The organism is Flammeovirga pacifica, assembly GCF_000807855.2.
GTDB classification, from domain to species: Bacteria; Bacteroidota; Bacteroidia; order Cytophagales; family Flammeovirgaceae; genus Flammeovirga; species Flammeovirga pacifica.
The window spans coordinates 2357560-2375874 of record NZ_JRYR02000001.1; the positions used below are offsets into that span (position 1 = coordinate 2357560).

Annotated in this window: 14 protein-coding genes; 8 read left to right on the forward strand and 6 right to left on the reverse strand. The window is 34.1% G+C overall.

Annotation, left to right across the window (positions count from 1 at the left end; all coding sequences use genetic code 11):
• Positions 1 to 21 precede the first annotated feature (21 nt).
• Entirely contained in the window at positions 22 to 1293 is a 1272-nt protein-coding gene (locus NH26_RS09395; RefSeq protein WP_044221403.1) for a Glu/Leu/Phe/Val family dehydrogenase, read from the reverse strand.
• 115 nt (positions 1294 to 1408) lie between these two features.
• Positions 1409 to 3046: a hypothetical protein gene (locus tag NH26_RS09400; RefSeq protein ID WP_044221400.1), complete on the reverse strand. Its 1638-nt coding sequence runs from the start codon at positions 3044 to 3046 to the stop codon at positions 1409 to 1411.
• A gap of 146 nt (positions 3047 to 3192) precedes the next feature.
• Here NH26_RS09400 and pbpC point away from each other — a divergent pair, with 146 nt between their 5' ends.
• The 8 genes from pbpC to NH26_RS09440 all read left to right on the forward strand — a co-directional run bounded on the left by pbpC (position 3193) and on the right by NH26_RS09440 (position 14039).
• Complete coding sequence (gene pbpC, locus NH26_RS09405) at positions 3193 to 5556, forward strand: penicillin-binding protein 1C (protein WP_052431918.1); 2364 nt, start codon at positions 3193 to 3195, stop codon at positions 5554 to 5556.
• Between the two features lie 46 nt (positions 5557 to 5602).
• Complete coding sequence (locus NH26_RS09410) at positions 5603 to 7435, forward strand: cation:proton antiporter (RefSeq protein ID WP_044221397.1); 1833 nt, start codon at positions 5603 to 5605, stop codon at positions 7433 to 7435.
• Between the two features lie 106 nt (positions 7436 to 7541).
• On the forward strand, positions 7542 to 8273 hold the full coding sequence (locus NH26_RS09415) for a type III pantothenate kinase (RefSeq protein WP_044221394.1): 732 nt from the start codon (positions 7542 to 7544) through the stop codon (positions 8271 to 8273).
• The gene (locus tag NH26_RS09420) at positions 8257 to 9552 is read left to right on the forward strand and encodes a hypothetical protein (RefSeq protein ID WP_044221391.1); all 1296 of its coding nucleotides are present in this window, start codon (positions 8257 to 8259) and stop codon (positions 9550 to 9552) included. Before NH26_RS09415 ends, NH26_RS09420 begins: the two co-directional genes overlap by 17 nt.
• Positions 9553 to 9569: 17 nt before the next feature.
• Complete coding sequence (locus tag NH26_RS09425) at positions 9570 to 11225, forward strand: tetratricopeptide repeat protein (RefSeq protein WP_044221389.1); 1656 nt, start codon at positions 9570 to 9572, stop codon at positions 11223 to 11225.
• 73 nt (positions 11226 to 11298) lie between these two features.
• Positions 11299 to 12441, forward strand: coding sequence for an alpha/beta hydrolase-fold protein (locus NH26_RS09430; RefSeq protein WP_044221386.1), 1143 nt, complete (start codon positions 11299 to 11301; stop codon positions 12439 to 12441).
• Between the two features lie 135 nt (positions 12442 to 12576).
• Entirely contained in the window at positions 12577 to 13263 is a 687-nt protein-coding gene (locus NH26_RS09435) for a hypothetical protein (RefSeq protein ID WP_044221383.1), read from the forward strand.
• A gap of 164 nt (positions 13264 to 13427) precedes the next feature.
• A complete protein-coding gene (locus NH26_RS09440; RefSeq protein ID WP_044221380.1) occupies positions 13428 to 14039 on the forward strand; it encodes a hypothetical protein in 612 nt (203 codons plus the stop codon).
• 76 nt (positions 14040 to 14115) lie between these two features.
• Here the strand turns inward: NH26_RS09440 and NH26_RS09445 are convergent, their stop codons facing one another.
• The 4 genes from NH26_RS09445 to nrfD are packed head-to-tail and all read right to left on the reverse strand — an operon-like array spanning position 14116 to position 18283.
• Complete coding sequence (locus NH26_RS09445) at positions 14116 to 15465, reverse strand: quinol:cytochrome C oxidoreductase (RefSeq protein ID WP_044221377.1); 1350 nt, start codon at positions 15463 to 15465, stop codon at positions 14116 to 14118.
• A gap of 37 nt (positions 15466 to 15502) precedes the next feature.
• Positions 15503 to 16201 (reverse strand): c-type cytochrome, encoded by a 699-nt coding sequence (locus NH26_RS09450; protein ID WP_052431916.1) that lies wholly within the window; start codon positions 16199 to 16201, stop codon positions 15503 to 15505.
• 26 nt (positions 16202 to 16227) lie between these two features.
• Complete coding sequence (locus NH26_RS09455) at positions 16228 to 16842, reverse strand: DUF3341 domain-containing protein (protein ID WP_044221789.1); 615 nt, start codon at positions 16840 to 16842, stop codon at positions 16228 to 16230.
• A 13-nt stretch (positions 16843 to 16855) separates the two neighbouring features.
• Complete coding sequence (gene nrfD, locus NH26_RS09460) at positions 16856 to 18283, reverse strand: NrfD/PsrC family molybdoenzyme membrane anchor subunit (RefSeq protein ID WP_044221374.1); 1428 nt, start codon at positions 18281 to 18283, stop codon at positions 16856 to 16858.
• Positions 18284 to 18315: the final 32 nt, after the last annotated feature.

Consider the following 18315-nt stretch of genomic DNA (forward strand, 5'->3'; position numbering starts at 1 on the left):
CGACTACCTTTCTATAAATGATTAAAAACTTCCTCTTAATTTATAAGTGTCTGCCACTTTTGTGATGGCTACCATATATGAAGCAATTCTTAGTGATACATTATGTTTTTCTGCGATTTTGAAAACTTTCTCAAACGCCTCCTTCATAATTCGATCACTTCTTCTATTCACTCTATCTCTTGTCCATTTATATCCTAATCTGTTTTGTACCCATTCAAAATAGGAAACAGTAACCCCTCCAGCATTCGCTAAGATATCAGGAACAACTATAATGCCTTTATCATGGATAATTTTATCAGCTTTAGCACTTGTAGGTCCATTCGCACCTTCTACAATGAGTTTTGCCTTAATTTTATCTGCATTTTTATGATTAATCACATCCTCTTTAGCTGCAGGTACCAGAACATCAACTTCTAGTTCTAACAAAGCATCATTAGATATTAAGTTACCACCTGTAAAACCTTTTAATGTTTTATAAGTTGTTCGGTACTCACTTGCTTCTCTAAGATCAATTCCATCAGGGTTATGAAATGCTCCTGTATGATCGCTGATAGCAATTACTTTTAACCCTTTTTGGGCAAGTAATTTAGCCGCATTACTTCCTACATTTCCAAATCCTTGAATGGCAACTGTTGCCTCATTTGGAGAAATGTTCATTTTTCTAAGTGCTTCCATAGCCGAGACCATAACACCTCGTCCTGTGGCTTCTACCCTTCCTAATGAACCTCCTAATACCAAAGGTTTACCTGTTACAACGGCTTGAACAGTTTTACCTTGTGCTTTAGAATATTCATCCATTATCCAAGCCATTTCTTGAGGTCCCGTACCCATATCAGGTGCAGGAATATCTATATCAGGCCCGAATATTTCATACATTTTCACAGTGTATGCACGTGTTAACCTCTCTAATTCTCCTTTAGACATATTAGAGGGATCACATTTAATACCGCCTTTTGCACCTCCGTATGGTATATCCACTACAGCGCATTTCCATGTCATCCAAGCGGCCAATGCTTTCACCTCATCTAGATTAACATCTAGATCATAACGTACACCGCCTTTTGATGGACCCAACGTATTTGAATGGATAACTCTATATCCTTCAAAAACTTTTTTATGCCCATCATCCATTACGATAGGTAGTGATACAATAACTTGCTTAGCGGGACTCTTCAAAACTTCATATGTTTCTAAATCAAGTCCAAGCTTTTCTGCAGCAATATTAAATCGCTCCATCATAGATTCAAACGGATTTTCTTTATCCGTTATTGGAGCTGGTTCAATATATCCCATGTGTTAATAGTAAGTGTGTTTATATGTGTATATTTTACGCTTATAATCGCAATAAGCAAAAATTAGTTGCATATTACCAAGAGAATCGTAAAAAAAAGTAGTAGATGCTAAAATTTTATTCCGATAGTGAACGATTACTATAAGATAAACAGGTTAAAAAGAAGTAATTTTCTTTTTTGCCTTGTTTCATTAATTCTTTCACTGATTTAGTTCCTGTAAAAATAAAATGATTATTGTACCAGTGTTGCACCCCTCCATTTCTAAACTTTTTCACTTGTTTTGATGGAGAGTAATCTTTTAATGATACCACATTTAAGTTATCTAGATACTTTAATCTATCAGATATGTTATAAAAGAAACTATCTCTATTTACGTGTAAAAAAGCTACCTTTCTTTCATCTGCATATGCCGCTACTGTTTCGATAGGCATATCGGTTTTTAGGTTTCTAGTGATGTAAGTATTGTCCCAATTCATTTCTCCCGTTTCAAAATCAAATCCACAAGCAAACGATCTATTATAATTACATTCTATAGGAAATGGTAAATGATCTTTCATTTTTTCATCAATGAATGTAGAAGGAATATACTCTCCTTTTCTACTGATCATGTTTTCTTCATCTTGAACAAAGCTAGTATAAGTGGGAACTTCAGCTTTTGTATGAAAACCATCCCCATGATATTTAGCTTGATCATTAAACGGATAAACAAAAGTGACATCATTAACTACAAATACCACTTGATTATTCATGAATTGAAGCCTATTCGCCATAATTTCAAGACGTAGAGGAGTAGATTTATCTTTTCTTTTTCTCTTAGTAAACTTTTCTTGACTCTTTTCTTTTTGTTTTTCATCAAGGTGACTGTAATAGTTTTTAAAGAATGAAAAATCATAAAATTTAGGTTTAATTCTATAACCATTCTTTGAGATAATCATAGAGTATATACCTTGAGTTTCATCAGTAATATTACCTAACCCATAAGTACCCAACATTACTAAATCACCTCTTGAATTATGATAAGGTCTAAAAGTTTGGTAATTGTAATCTCTTTGTATCTCTTCAAAATATTGTGTTTCAACATGACCTTCTATACTGTAATCTAGAATATAATAACCTCTATGAATACTAGACATTTGAGCCTTTACTACTGCTGTTAATTTATCATTACTTGGGTCAAATTCCATACAATATAATCCACCTTTTATTTGATGTACAGATGGTAAAACTTTTCTATTATCGGATGCTAAATCCCATCGAGTAATAATTGGTCTGTTTTCCGCATGTCCACCCAAAAAGCACACTTCATCGTTAGCTTCAAAATAGTCGACAGTCATTTTTTCGACATTTTTATAATAAAAAACTTTGTGAGCTCCATCTTCTAAACGAATTCTTAAAACTTGATAGTTGTAATTTCCAGATTGCATAAGATAATACGCATATGAATCATCATACGTATTTAATCTAAAGTCTCCGTAATTACTTAATTTTATGGTTTTGGTCCATTTTTTTTGAAAAGAGGATTTCACATAAGTCATTTGAATTTCGGAAATCACGTTATTTTTTTCTCCTGAATATCGGTTTCTCAAAACCAATAATCCTTTATCGCCCATTTCATTGATTTGATAAGCTCCATCATACTCATGAAGCATTGGAAATTTTAATGTATGTTCCTCGAATGTTTGAGCAAATGATAATGTACTACTGATTAATAAAATTAAGATCGACAGCGTTTTTCTATTGATAATTTTTTTCATAGGTTTTGATAGTTGATGAGATACTCTTTAAGTAGCTTTGGGGTTGATTGAAATTGATTACTTTTACAATAGCTATAAGCTGGTATAATTTTACAATTTCATATCTCTATTAAAATACTCTGATACAGTATTCCAAGTATAAATTTATGACTCCTAACAAATTAAGAGATTACAACGATTATTCTAAATTTAAACCAAAGGAAATCAACAACTTAATAAGGAAACTAACTATAAGTTTAACCTTTCTTTGTTTAGTACAATTACTCTTTTGGGGAATAATACATTTTTTATTCCCATATCCATTAAAAGTAAAATACGGTACTGTATTACTATCAAATAAAAATGAAGTTATTGGAGGTACATTAAATCAAGAAGACAAATGGTGTCTCTATACTAGCATTGATGAAGTCGATCCATTCTTTCAACAAGCCATTATCCAAAAAGAAGATCGTTGGTTTTATTATCACTTTGGAATTAATCCTATCGCAATTGGGAGAGCATTTTTTTATAATCTAACTTCTCAAAAAAGAGTATCTGGAGCATCTACAATCACAATGCAGGTGGTAAGACTTTTAGAACCTAAGGAGAGAACTTATTTTAATAAATTAAAGGAAGCTTTTAGAGCCTACCAATTGGAATGTACCTATAGTAAAGATGAAATACTTGAAATTTATATCAATAGTATACCGTATGGAGGAAATATCGAAGGTATTAAAGCCGCTTCTGTACTATATCTTCAAAAAAATCCAGATGCGTTAAGTACTGCAGAGAGTTGTCTTTTATCTATTATTCCTAACCGCCCTACATCATTAAATATTAAACACCATAATACAGTTTTAAAAAAAGAGAGAGACAAATGGATTCAAAGGTATTTTGATGAAGGAATTATCACAGAAGAGGAAAAGATTTCTGCTATTTCTGAACCAATCAATCTAAAAAGAGTGAATATGCCTAGGGTCACTCCTCACCTTAATCGGTTACTTATTAATAAATATCCACTAGAAAAAGTGATTCACACCAATATTGATATAGCTATTCAATTAAAATCAAGTGATCTTGTTAATAAATACTCAAAAAGACAGGCAAGTATTGGTATACATAATGCGGCTGCAATTATCATTAATAATAAAAATAATGAAGTCATTGCTTATATCGGATCACAAGATTTCGATGATAATCAAAATGCAGGTCAAATTGATGGTATTCAAGCATTAAGGTCTCCAGGTTCAACTTTAAAACCACTTATTTATGCTTTAGGTTTCGAAAATGGATTTCTCACTCCACAACTAAAAATTTTAGATGTACCTAAAGATTTTGGCACTTATAGTCCTTTAAATTATGATGAACAGTTTAATGGAGAAATTACAACAACAGATGCGCTCAAACAATCTTTGAATATTCCCGCTGTGGCTATTTTAGAACAGTTGGGTACCCCTTTACTTATTGATCAATTAGAGAAAATGGATTTTAAGAGTATTGGGCAACAAAAAAAACGATTAGGATTATCATTGGCTTTAGGTGGATGTGGGGTTTCATTAGATGAACTTACTCGACTCTACACTACATTAGCTCACGAAGGAAAATATATACCAAATCAGTATATAAAAGAAGGAATCGATACATTAGGTACTACCGTCTTATCTAATGAAAGTACCTATATGATTTATGAGATTCTTAGACAATTAAAACGACCTGACTTTCCTAATAACTATCAAAATAGTTACCATGCTCCACCAATTGCATGGAAAACAGGTACCTCTTATGGTAGAAGAGATGCTTGGAGTGTAGGATATAATGAAGATTATACTGTTGGGGTTTGGTGTGGTAATTTTAATAATATTGGCGTGGCAGGTCTTACGGGAGCAGAAACAGCTACACCATTATTGTTCTCATTATTTCAGTCCCTTTATCAAGGAAATAATATAAACAAATGGGAATTTAATGTTCCTGATAACTTATTCGAAAGGAGTGTCTGTGCTACGTCAGGTAAAGTTCCCAATTACTTTTGTGATCATACAATAGAAGATTGGTATATACCTCTCGTTTCTCATTCAGAAAAATGTACTCATTTAAAAACCTATTTTGTCAACTTGGAGGCAACAATGTATTATTGTCATGATTGTTTACCTAAACAAGGGGGTTATATCAAGAAACAATATGGAAATCCCCCGGTCGAATTAGTTTCTTTTAATTTAGATAATAATATACCGTTTAATTCACCTCCAGAACATAACCCAAAATGTAAAACATTACTTTCTGGAAAAGCACCAAAAATTGTATCCCCTATTGATGGTAGGAAATATTATATCCTAGATCATACTACTCAATTGGAGTTAAAAGCTCACATTGGACCTGATGTATCTTATATTTATTGGTATGTGAATGATCAATTTGTACAAAAAATTGAAAGAGGTCAAACATTATTTCATAACTTTAGTTATGGTCAGAACAAAATATCATGTACTGATGATAAGGGAAGAAACACTGAGATTTATATATTTGTTGAATAATCAGTAGACACCCTACTTTTTTAGTTAATTACTTCAAACAATTAAAATGATAGAACTTGCCTCATTAATTGGGCTTGGATTTTTTGCACAATGGCTTGGTTGGAAAATCAAAGTGCCCGCAATTCTTCCCTTAATCCTTGTAGGATTAATCGTAGGTCCTTTTTCTACATTTTTTACTCTTGATGGTGAAAAATTCATAGATGGGGATAAAATTTTTCATGGTGAACTGTTATTTGATGTAGTGAACCTTTCTGTAGGCTTAATTCTTTTTGAAGGTGGACTTACCTTAAAATTAAAAGAAACTAAAAATATTGGTAATGTTATCTGGCGATTATTAATATTCGGTACTATCATCACTTTAATTGGTGGTGCTATAGCTACTCATTACATCATGGGTTTCAGCTATAGAATAGCATTACTATTCGGAGCCTTAATAATTGTCTCTGGCCCTACAGTGGTTGGTCCCTTACTTAGAAATATTAAACCCAACCGAAAAATTAATACCATCCTTAAATGGGAAGGAATATTAATAGACCCAATTGGAGCTTTAGTAGCAATTCTAATTTTTGATTTCATTTTATCAGGACATAGCAATGAGCTTTTCACTCTGTTTGCTTTAAAAGGATTCTTGTTTTTAACCTTATCAGGATTATTCACTGGAGGTATCGCTGCATTCATTACTGTTAGAATGCTAAAAAATAAAGCTTTACTTCCCGATCACCTTAAAAATACGGTGATATTAGGAGCTGTTATTGGCACATTCGGATTTTCAGATGTCTTACATGAGGAATCGGGATTGTTAGCAGTCACTATTTATGGGATGATCATTGGTAATTCCAAAATAGCGAATTTAAAATCTCTCATGCACTTCAAAGAGGATGTTACCTTAATTCTAATATCATTCCTGTTTGTCATGCTTTCTTCTAGAATGGATATCAATGATTTGATGGCTCTTGCTAATGGAAAAAGTATTTTATTATTCATTGTAATCATTTATATCATTCGTCCATTAGTGGTCTTATTTAGTACAATAGGTACCAATTTATCATGGAAAGAGAGGTTCTTTATTTCTTACATTTCTCCAAGAGGAATTGTTGCTGCAGGTGTTGCTTCATTGTTTACTTTAAAACTTACTTCTGGAAGTGCCCCAATTACTGATATTCAAGTTGAGGAAGCGAAGATGTTGCTTCCACTTACTTTCATGATCATTATCGGAACAGTTGTTATTCAAGGTTTAACTGCTAAACCATTAGCAAAAGCATTGAATGTATTGAGAAAAGAACCAAATGGAATTTTGTTCTTAGGTGCAAGTGAAGTCGGTTTATTCATCGCAAAAATTCTTCATCGCTATAAGATTCCTGTGCTAATGTCTGATACTTCTGAACAAAATATAAAAGAAGCCAAAAGACATGGTATCACCACTTATGAAGGAAGTATTCTTTCTGAGGGTGCATTAGAAGAAGTTGATTTCTCTAAGTATGGACAACTTTTTTCTACAACATCCAACAATGAAATCAATATTCTAGGTAATAGGACCGTTTCTTCTGAGTTAGGAATGAATAAAGTCTTCCGATTAGCTTCTAAATTAGAAGTTGAAACCAACGCTTTACAAAAGCCACAACACCTATTATTTCAAGGGAAATATGATTTCATTGGACTCACGAATCTTATAAGGCGTAAACATATTATAAAGATTGTTAAATCAAGTCAGTATTATGACAAAGAGGAATCCTTTCAATTGTTATCGACGTTTGATTTGCCAATATTTATAATTCATTCTAATCGAAGAGTGACCCCTATCACCGATTCTTTAGACGAAATAAACGAGGAAGATGAAATAGTTTACTTAGAGTTTAAAGATGTAAAAAAAGGTAGTTAAGGTTAATTAAAGTGAAATTATTTTGAATAATTTCATAGGCTAAGTATATATGCAAACAAACTACACATCTAACTTATTATCAGTTAGATAGATATAAATAATAATAATGTTCAAAAGGGTTTCTATTGACATAGGGAATAGCTTAATGAAAGTGGGCTTTTTCAAAGACAACGAATTAGAAAAGGTAAGTGTCTTTGAAGATAGCGTTAAACTTATTCAAGCATTAATCGATTACTCTTGTGAATGGATTGGGTTAGCAAATGTCGGGCATTTAGATGCTACTTTACTTAACCACCTTAAAGAACAATTTAAAGTTTTGGAAATTAATTCCTCTACTATTTTCCCATTTGATATTCAATATGGTACTCCTAATACTTTAGGAGTAGATAGAATTGCTGCGGTTGCCGCTGCTAGAGAAATTTTTCCTAAGAAAACATGTTTGGTCATTGATATAGGAACTTGTGTTACCTATGACTTAATAACAAAAGATAATGTATACCTTGGCGGAGGTATCTCCCCAGGAATTCATCTTAGGTTAAAAGCGATGAATACTTTTACAGCTAATCTTCCTTTAATTGAGGAAGTGGATTTTGAACAAGATTTGGTAGGTAACTCCACTTATTCTTGTATGATGTCCGGGGCTGTAAATGGACTTTTAGCTGAAATTGAAGGTACAATTCAACAATATCAAAGAAAATTTGATGGAATTGTCACATTGTTCTGCGGTGGGATGGCAAATACTTTTGAATCTAAATTAAATTCAAGCATCTTTGCTGACCGAAATCTGGTTCTCAAAGGAATCGATAGTATTCTGAGATTACATGTACAAACAAATTAATAATATCATTTTAAGCTGCCTTGTGTTGATCACTTTTGGATCTTCAGTATATGCTCAACAAGGCAACGCTCCTTTTACCGCAATAGGAGTCGGAAACCCCGTACAATCTGCTTCGGCAAGAAATCAAGGTATGGGTTATACAGGTGTTGGTTTAGCAAGTTATGGTCATTCCAACTTATTAAACCCTGCTACTTTAACTTATAATAATCTTACATTATTTGAGGCAGGAATGTATGCAGAGCAAAGAGACCTCTATTCTGAAAGTCAAAGCCAACAAGATTATGGTGGAGGATTAAGCTACATGACTTTCGCTTTCCCCGTAAGTCGTAAATGGTCTATGGGTCTTGGGTTTAAACCTTACAGTGTTGTTAGTTATAAATTCTATCAAACAGATACATTATACGCTCCTTCTAATGGAGGGAATATACCATCTGGATTCTATGGAATAAATAATGAAGGTAAAGGTGGTATTAACCAAGTTTACTTTAGCAATGCTTTTCAAATGACAAAGTGGTTATCACTAGGTTTAGAGTTAGCATATAATGTTGGCGTAATTGAAAAGGTCACTAAAACAGAGCTTTTAAATAACTCTTCTGATTTCATCTCTGCTAGAGGTGTTAGATTAAATTACAGAGGATTAATGTATAAGCCTGGTATATATATATCAAAACATTTTGGTCCTAAAGATAAAGGGAGCCGTATCAACTTTGGTGGTACGTACACCTTTCAACAACAAGTGGGGGTAAAACGTCTAGAAGATATCCAAACAAGATCAACATCAGATTTAATCTTAAATCGTGATACTATTATTGTTGATGATTCTCAGTACGCAACATTCCCTACAGAATTAGCTTTAGGATTTAGTTACGAAATTGTAGGAAAAATGGCTATTGCTGTAGATTATACAAAGCAAAGTTGGTCAGAATTTGAAGACTACAATGGCTCAAAAGGACTTTATGATGCTTTCAGGTTAGGAGTAGGTATAGAATATACTCCAGATTATTTTTCTGCTTCAAGCTACTGGAAACGTCTTACTTGGAGAGGTGGTTTTAGATACGGTGAAACCCCTTACCAAATATATGATCAAAAAATTAAAGAATATGTCGTGACAGCCGGTATTGAATTTCCTATGGGATTTTCTTCATTGGCAGTATCAGGAGAGTATGGTTGGATGAGGTCAGACATTCAGAATGCCACTACTTTTGAAGATCGTCATTACAGGTTAAATATAGGTGTTACAATCAATGATCGCTGGTTCGTAAGGCGACGAATCAACTAATCAATCGAATTTCAAGTATGAATAAGTTAGCAACTTTTCTATTAGGTTTCTTGCTAGTTGCAAGTTTTGCAAATGCACAAGAAGAAGCAGCCGAGTCTAAGGACAATGGCTTAGAAGAAAAAGAAGCTGCCGATGGTAGCGTAAAAAAAGGATGTGACCAAAGAGGTTACTGTTGGGGTGAAAATGTTGAAGAGGCAAAGTCGAAATACACTTTCTTCTCAGACAACATGAAAGCGAAAAACTATAGTCAAGAGACTTTAGATGCTTTCGATTACTTATATACTAATGCTCCATACGTTCATAAAAACTTATATATTTATGGATTAAAACTTTACAAAGCACTTGTTACTGCGGAAACAAAGAAAAAAGATGCTGCTGATAAAGATCTAATCGTTAAGTATGAAGATAAGGTTTTAGAACTTTATGACAATAGAGGTAGATACTTTGGCCAAGCTGATAAATGGGAATCTGAAAAAGGTAAATACCTTTACAAATACCACAAAGATCGTCCAGATTTCAACGATAAATTACCTGAATACTATGCTTTCTACAATAAATTAGCAAAGAGAGACGGTGAAAATACTGATGACACAAACATGTCAGCTTATGTTGCAATCGTAGCAAAACTACACGTTGCATACAAAAAAGCTAACCAAGGATTCTCTAAAGATCCTAACACGAAAAAACAAAAGTCAGCTATTTTAACAGCAAACTCAGTTATTGAAAATGCTGATGGAAAATATACTGATGTTCAGGTTAAAGAATATACTGCTAAGAAAGCTGCTGCTGAGAAAAAGTTAGAAGAATTAGAAGCTAACTTCGAAGCAAATGATCCTAATTTCAAAAAATACAAGTCTTTCAACGAAGATTGGTTAATGGATGAATATGATTTCATTTCTGATATCGCAGGTAAAAACATCGAAAAAGCTGAAAAAGCTAAAGATGAAAGAGAATTGAAATCTTGGAACCGTATTCAAACTATGGCTGATAAGTACATCATGGGTATGTTAAATATCGATTGTGACTTCATCAACGAAAAGTTAGGTCCAAAATTCAAAGCGAATCCAGAAGATCTTGGTGTTGCTAAGAAAATCTTCGGATATTCAATCCGTAAAAAATGTACTGATGGACCATTATTCTTAGACGCTGCTTTAGTTGTTTATGAAGCTGATCCTCAAGCTGCAATGGCAAATGTAATTTCTGGTCAATACATCAAAAGAGATGATATCGACAAAGCAATCGAATGGAAAACTAAAGCAATTGAATTATATGCTGAAGATCCTTCGAAACAAGCAGAAACATCTATCGATATTGCAAAGCTTTACAATAAAAAAGGTTTAAAAGCACAAGCTCGTGCTCAAGCTTTTAAAGCTGTTGAGTATGATGCAAATATTGCTTCTGAAGCTTATACTTTCGTAGGAGACCTTTATATCACTTCATTCAAACAATGTTTTGATTCTTCTGAAGATAAAGTTCACGAAAGAGCATGTTACCTTGCTGCATATGATATGTACCAAAAAGCGGGTAACTCTTCTAAAATGGCACAAGCTGCTAAGCAATTCCCTACTAAAACTGATGTATTTACATTAGCTGCTAAGGGATACAAAGAAGGAGCAAAAATGAACGTTGGCTGTTGGATTGGTGGTAGCACCACTATTCGTTTAGCTAAATAATTAAGCTACATATATTATATTAGCCTCATACATTAAATGTATGAGGCTTTTTTTTATACACAACTTTTTTGAAATGAATAATAACTTACTTTTAATCATCTTCTGTATTTTCTTTATTTCTTGTGGACAACAATCCGATAAGGTAAATGTAAACTGGAAAATTAAATTAAATACTCCCGTTAATTCAGATGTTTACATCACAGGTAATCAACCCTTCTTAGGAGGGTGGAGCCCCAATAAAGTGAAATTAGAAAAGGTAGATGATTTACACTACCAATTCTCTAAAGAGCTCGATCCTAAGCAACTCATAGAATATAAATTCACTTTGGGAGATTGGAAATTTCAAGCAGCTGATAAAAATGGCAAAGAATGGGGTAACCTCGAATTTGAATCTCCATTATCTGATACAACTATTCATGTAGAAATTAGCAATTGGACAGACGGCAGCACACCTAAAATAAGTGGGCAAATTACTGGAGATGTTGAATACTTTAAAGACTTCAAAATCGAAGGCTTATTAAATAGAGATATCATTGTTTGGCTCCCACCCTCATATAAGCGAAATAAAAGACAAAAATACCCTGTGCTATATATGCATGATGGTCAAAATACTATTGATCCTAAGACCAGTTCTTTTGGAGTGGATTGGCAAGTAGATGAAACAGTCACTCAGCTTGTAGAAGATAATCTACTACAAGAAATAATTATCGTAGGTGTTTATTGTACTGATGACAGGTCTGATGATTATGGAGATACTAAGAAGGGGAAATTATACCGTAAAGCTTTCGCTACTGAACTTAAAAAATTAATTGACACAAATTACCGTACAGTTCCTGAAAAGGAAAATACAATAGTTGCAGGCTCTTCTATGGGTGGACTAGTTAGTTTTATGTTAGCTTGGGAATATCCAGAAGTGTATGGTGGAGCAATTTGTATGTCTCCTGCTTTTAAATACGAAGACTTCGATTACATTGATATCATTAAAAATGATCCTAAAAAAGAAGTTGTTTTTTATATCGATAATGGTGGTAAAGGTGTTGATAAAATTCTTCAACCCGGGGTAGATAAAATGATCTCTCATTTAAAATCAATTGGTTTTACAATGGATAAGAATTTATTTTTAGTAGAAGATAAAACTGCTAAACATTCTGAAGGGGATTGGGCTAAAAGATTTCCAAATGCCATTCAACTCTATTTTGGAAAAAAAGATATTTAATGTTAAACATCTAAAAAATAGAAAGTTAGTAGTATCATCTTTTGTTATTTTGCGTAAAACTAAATATAATACGGATATAAGTTTCAATTAACATTATACCAGCAATTATCACAAACTAAAATTCTACTAAACTTTATGAAAAAAAGTACACTACGATTTATTACTTTTCTTCTTTTTATAGGCACTTCTCTTTCAACTTACGCACAACAATTTGTCAGTCTTGAAAAAGAATTATTTTTGAAAGAAGAACAACTGAAAACTTTGAAGATTAAATTCGACAAAGACTCAGCCTACTTTACAACAATGATTGATCGTTTAGATCGAGAAAAAGTAAGAATCATAAATGAAAGAGATTCTATTTCTGAACTAAAAGACTCTTTGTATCCTCAAACAGAAGCTTTTGGAATAGTAAAAAAAGATATCTCTATCACAAGTAAAACTGATCAAAAAGATTATTATTTCAATAAAAATGATAAGCTAGCTTTAATTGATCACAGTCGTCACACCTATTCTTTTATTACTGAAAATGGTGTTAAATTAACTATCAACAAAAAGTATATAAAACCTTTTGATGGTAAAAAAAATACGATGTATTCAATTGCTAGATATCAAAATAGAATGGAAGATTATGATCATTTTGTAGCTTCTTTACCAACGGATAATTGGTATGCATTTGACCTTGAAAGAAAAGAAAAAGAAAGATCAAAAATGCAAGAAGAGTATACAGAGATGGTCAACGATATTTCAATGCTAAAATTTGAGATAAAACAATTGAAGAAAAAGATCATCAATAAAAATAAAGGACAGAAAGTAGAAGTTTAATCTACTCCTATCTTTCTTAAAAAGAGACTAATGGATAAACCATCTATTAGTCTTTTTTTTTATATTCATGATTAATCAAAATTTGGCTAACACCTTTTATTAATTGTCTTTAAAGTACTTACAACGTATACTCTCATCAATCAAAAATAAACTAAAGCTCTAAAATGAAAATCTTAAAACTCTCTATTATTATATTACTTTTTTATTCCTTTAATGTGATTGGACAAGATGAGAAACCCTCATTACTTAAATCGTTTAAATTCTCTGTTCTTTCATTTACAGAACTCGGAGGACAATGGAAGCCCACAGTAAGAGAAGAAGATAAATGGCCAAATATCCCTCATGAAGATATGGACCCAAAAGATATTCCACATACTTATTTTTCCTATGGATTGGATTTACAACTAAATTATATGATTGATGACGCAGGATTGTTAGGTATAGGCTATCAAAACCAACATTTTACTGATAATAATATGTTAGGTAACTTGAATACATATTATCTACATTTCAGAACAGGAGATGACTTTGATAGTAAATTCTGTTTATATGTCGAGTTTGATTTAGGAGCTTCTACAATGAATAATGAGTTTAAAGGAATAATGTATAGAATCACAGGTGGCGTGGATTTTAATGGCCTAAATATTCCCTATGTCACACCTTCTGTAAATATTTATATCGGACAACGACCACTGAGTTACATCTCTTCTCATCAATATTCTGGTGGATTCTACAATATGTTTGGGATTGGTTTAGGACTAAGAATTAATGGATAAATAAATCAATTTATAATAAAAAAGCCTCAGATCGAATCAACGATCTGAGGCTTTATATTTTTCAAATGCTCACCTGTTAAGTATGGTGGTGCACTGATTCTTCTAACATTGGGTGATTCTGAGGAACCAAACCGCCTTTGCTTAGACCTGTAAAATACAAGTATAAGAAGATCGATAAGAAGATCATACCAGAACCAAGCTCTGTTAAACCAAACCCTCCGTTCTCTTTTAATGTACCAGGAATGATAAGGATTGCGTATTCTAAGAAGTGACCAAAAATTACTACAACAGCAACAATTTTCATCATCATAGTCTTACGTTTCGCATCTCTTGTCATTAATACAAAGAATGGGAAGATAAAGTTTGTAATAAGGATAGTGAAGAATAAAGGAGCATATGTAGAGCTTCTCAAACGTTCTATGAAATAGATTGTTTCTTCTGGAATGTTCGCGTAGTAAATCAATAAGAATTGAGAGAACCACAAGTACGACCAGAAAATTGAGAAACCAAATAAGAATTTACCTAAGTCATGTAGGTGATTCTCATTTACTGCTTTCAAATATCCCATTTCTTGAAGGATGATTACAAACAATGACATGAATGCCACAGCTGTTACTAACCAACCTGCAAGTAAGTACCATCCAAATAAAGTAGAGTACCAGTGAGTATCAATTGACATAATCCAGTCCCATGAAGTTACTGACTCAGAAATACCAAAGAAGATCAAGAAAGCAACTGAAATACGTTGTGCTTTTCTGAAATACTTAGTAGTACCTGACATGTCTGCATCTTCAGCCTTTGAAATTTTATTCAAAGCCATACCAAATAATGTCCATACTGTAACGAATAATACCAATCTAAATAAGAAGAAAGGTGTATTCAAGAAATCTACTTTACCTGCAATAATTGCATCAAAGTGTGGAGAATTAGGATCTGCAATTCCGTCATGTGTCCAGTGGAAGATTGTATGAGAACCCACTAAGAAAGTGATTAACAATACTACACCACCAACCGGAATAAAGTGACGGAAGTTTAACATAATTCTTTTGATCAATACAGGCCAACCAGAGTTAGCTACATATTGAAGCGCAAAGAAAAAGAATCCTAGTAATGCTACTCCTGTGAAGAACACACCGCTCAACCAGAAATCAACAATAATACGCTGCCACCAATGGTATTCTGCATGATGCTCTCCACTAGCGTGTGCGTCTCCGTGAGCATCACCTGAATGAACCGAAGCTACTTCAGTTGCGTGCTCTACCGCTGCATGATGATCATCATGACCACCACCCATTATCAAGAAGATCGTACCCAACACAAACAGTATCACTCCGATACCGCCGATGAGCAACACGTTCTTCTTCAGTTTACCTTCAAAAGTAAACTGCTCTTGGATATTTTTTATATCTACATCTACGTGTGCCATATTTCTATAAAATATAGTTTAGATCGTTGGGACGACCTTAGTTACCTTGAAGTTTTCTAACATATTTCACCACAGACCAACGCTCTTCAGGGTTCAACTGCGATTTGTGAGGCCACATACGTCCTTTACCGTGAGTAATCACGAAGAAGATATGACCATCTGTAGCACTCTTGATTGATTTACCTTTCAAGTTTGCTACACCACCGTATACTTTACCTACTTTACCTTTGCCGTCACCTTTTTCACCGTGACAAGGCATACAGTAAGCAGTAAATAAATGCTGTCCTCGAGCAACCACTTCTGGAGTTGCCTCCAATGGGTTTTTCAAGTTTTCAGCAGCCCACTCCGCTTGATCAGCAGGAATATCCATATAGTATAGTAATTCCTGATCAGGCTTCGCTGCTGCTTCCTTAGTTACAGCTGTAAAGTTTTGACGCTTTACAGTACCTGCAACTGGCTCCTTAACGTTAATTACTCTGTCTTTTTTACCAGCAGAATAATAATCGTTGTACGGGTTAGAGTTGATAAAGTCCTCGTAGTAGAATTCTTCAAGGAAACCACCTCTAATGCCCTCATACGTAAATTGAGAAAGCGGCTCGTAAGGTACAGTGTGGTACATTTGAGGAGCATATTCAAGACCAGTGAATTCACCGTCACCTTGAATCTTACATCCCGTCATTGCCAACGCTGCTGCACCAATTGCGATTGCTTTCATTACAACTTTATTGCCTCGCATGTTTGCGTAATTTTAATCGTGATTAATTATCCTTTTAACTCTCTAGCAGAATCTGTTACACCGTTAGTAAACAAGTCTACCACATAATCAATGAAAGAACCTTTCTTTTCTTTCTCTGTGAAACTCTTGTTGTTTACTTCCTCAGCACCAGCCTCTGATAATAAAGCTTTAATCTCATCTTCTGATAACTTATTAGCAGCAAGATCAATTGCCATAATATGTTTATCATCTGATTGACGGCGGTCAAAGATTTGAGGCACTTTATAAGGCTTCAAGTCTTGTGATACGAAAAACGAACCTGCCATACCGAAAGCAGAGAATAAAACTGTTAATTCGAAAGTAATCGGCACAAAGTCAGGAATTGCAATAAATCCTTTACCACCGATAATCATTGGCCATTCAAAACCCATGATCCATGATTGAAGTAAAATCGCACAAGTAGTACCTAAAGCACCAAACCCGAATGCCGCTTTTGGCATCCAAGAGCGTTTATACCCCAAAGCATCTTCCAAGAAGTGAACAGGATATGGAGTAAATACCTCATAGATATTCACACCCTTCTTTCTTAAAGCTTTTACCGCTTTAATCATGATGTCCTCATCACCAAAAACGCCTACTAAATAATTTGTGTTTTTTTCCATCTCTAATTCTTTTTTATAGATCAACTGGAACTCTATCTGCCTCTGGAACTACCTCGTTAGAGATTGTACGGCGAGATTTGTACACTTTAGTATCAGAACTTTTCAAGACTGATTTTACTTCTGCCATGTTTACTACTGGGAAGTACTTCGCAAATGCTAAGAACAATGTGAAGAACAATCCAAAAGTAAATACGTAACACATTACATCATAAATCGTTGGTGTAAAGTATACCCAAGACGATGGTAAGAAGTCACGGTGAAGTGATGTTACGATAATTACAAAACGTTCGAACCACATACCAATGTTTACAACAATTGAGATGAAGAAAATGAAAGGAATGCTTGTTCTTAGTTTTTTGAAGTAGAATACCTGTGGTGAGATTACGTTACATCCCATCATAGACCAGTAAGCCCACCAATATTGGCCAGTCATACGGTTTACGAAAGCATATTGTTCGTATTCTACACCTGAGTACCATGCAATCACGAATTCCGTGATATATGCGATACCTACTACAGAACCTGTAATTGTTACTACAAGTGACATCATTTCGATGTGTTCCATAGTAATGTAGTCTTCTAATTTGTAAAGCTTACGAGTCACCAACATCAACGTCAATACCATAGCGAAACCTGAGAAGATCGCACCTGCTACGAAATATGGAGGGAAGATTGTCGTATGCCATCCTGGAATTACTGATGTTGCAAAGTCCATTGATACAATTGTGTGTACTGAAAGTACGAGAGGTGTTGATAAACCTGCTAATATCAATGAAACTGCTTCATAGTGCATCCAAGTTTTTGCTGATCCGTTAAAGCCCATAGAAAGAGCTCCGTAGATAAGACGAGGAATCGGCTTAATCGCACGGTCACGAATTGTTGCAAAGTCAGGTACAAGACCAATAAACCAGAATACTAATGATACTGAAAAATACGTTGAGATCGCAAAAACGTCCCAAAGTAATGGGGAGTTAAAGTTTACCCAAAGAGAACCATAAGTGTTTGGCAATGGTAATGCCCAAATACCACCAATCCAAGGACGACCCATGTGTACAACTGGCCAGATAGCGGCACAGATTACGGCAAAGATAGTCATTGCTTCTGCTGCACGGTTAATAGATGTTCTCCATTTTTGACGGAATAACAACAATACCGCTGAGATTAGTGTACCTGCGTGACCGATACCTACCCACCATACGAAGTTGGTAATATCCCACGCCCATTGAACTGTCTTGTTAAGACCCCATCGACCGATACCAGACCAAAGCATTTCACCTAGAAACGCTCCACCTGCTAGAAGAAGGCATAGCGACAACGCCATTCCTGCAAACCATCCCATTGATGGACTTCCTTCTACTGGTCGACAGACATCTTCTGTTATGTCCTTGTATGTTTTACCACCAGTTACCAGTGGTTCACGGACTTTCGATACAATCTGCATTTTATCTTATGTAGAGTATGAATACTTAACTT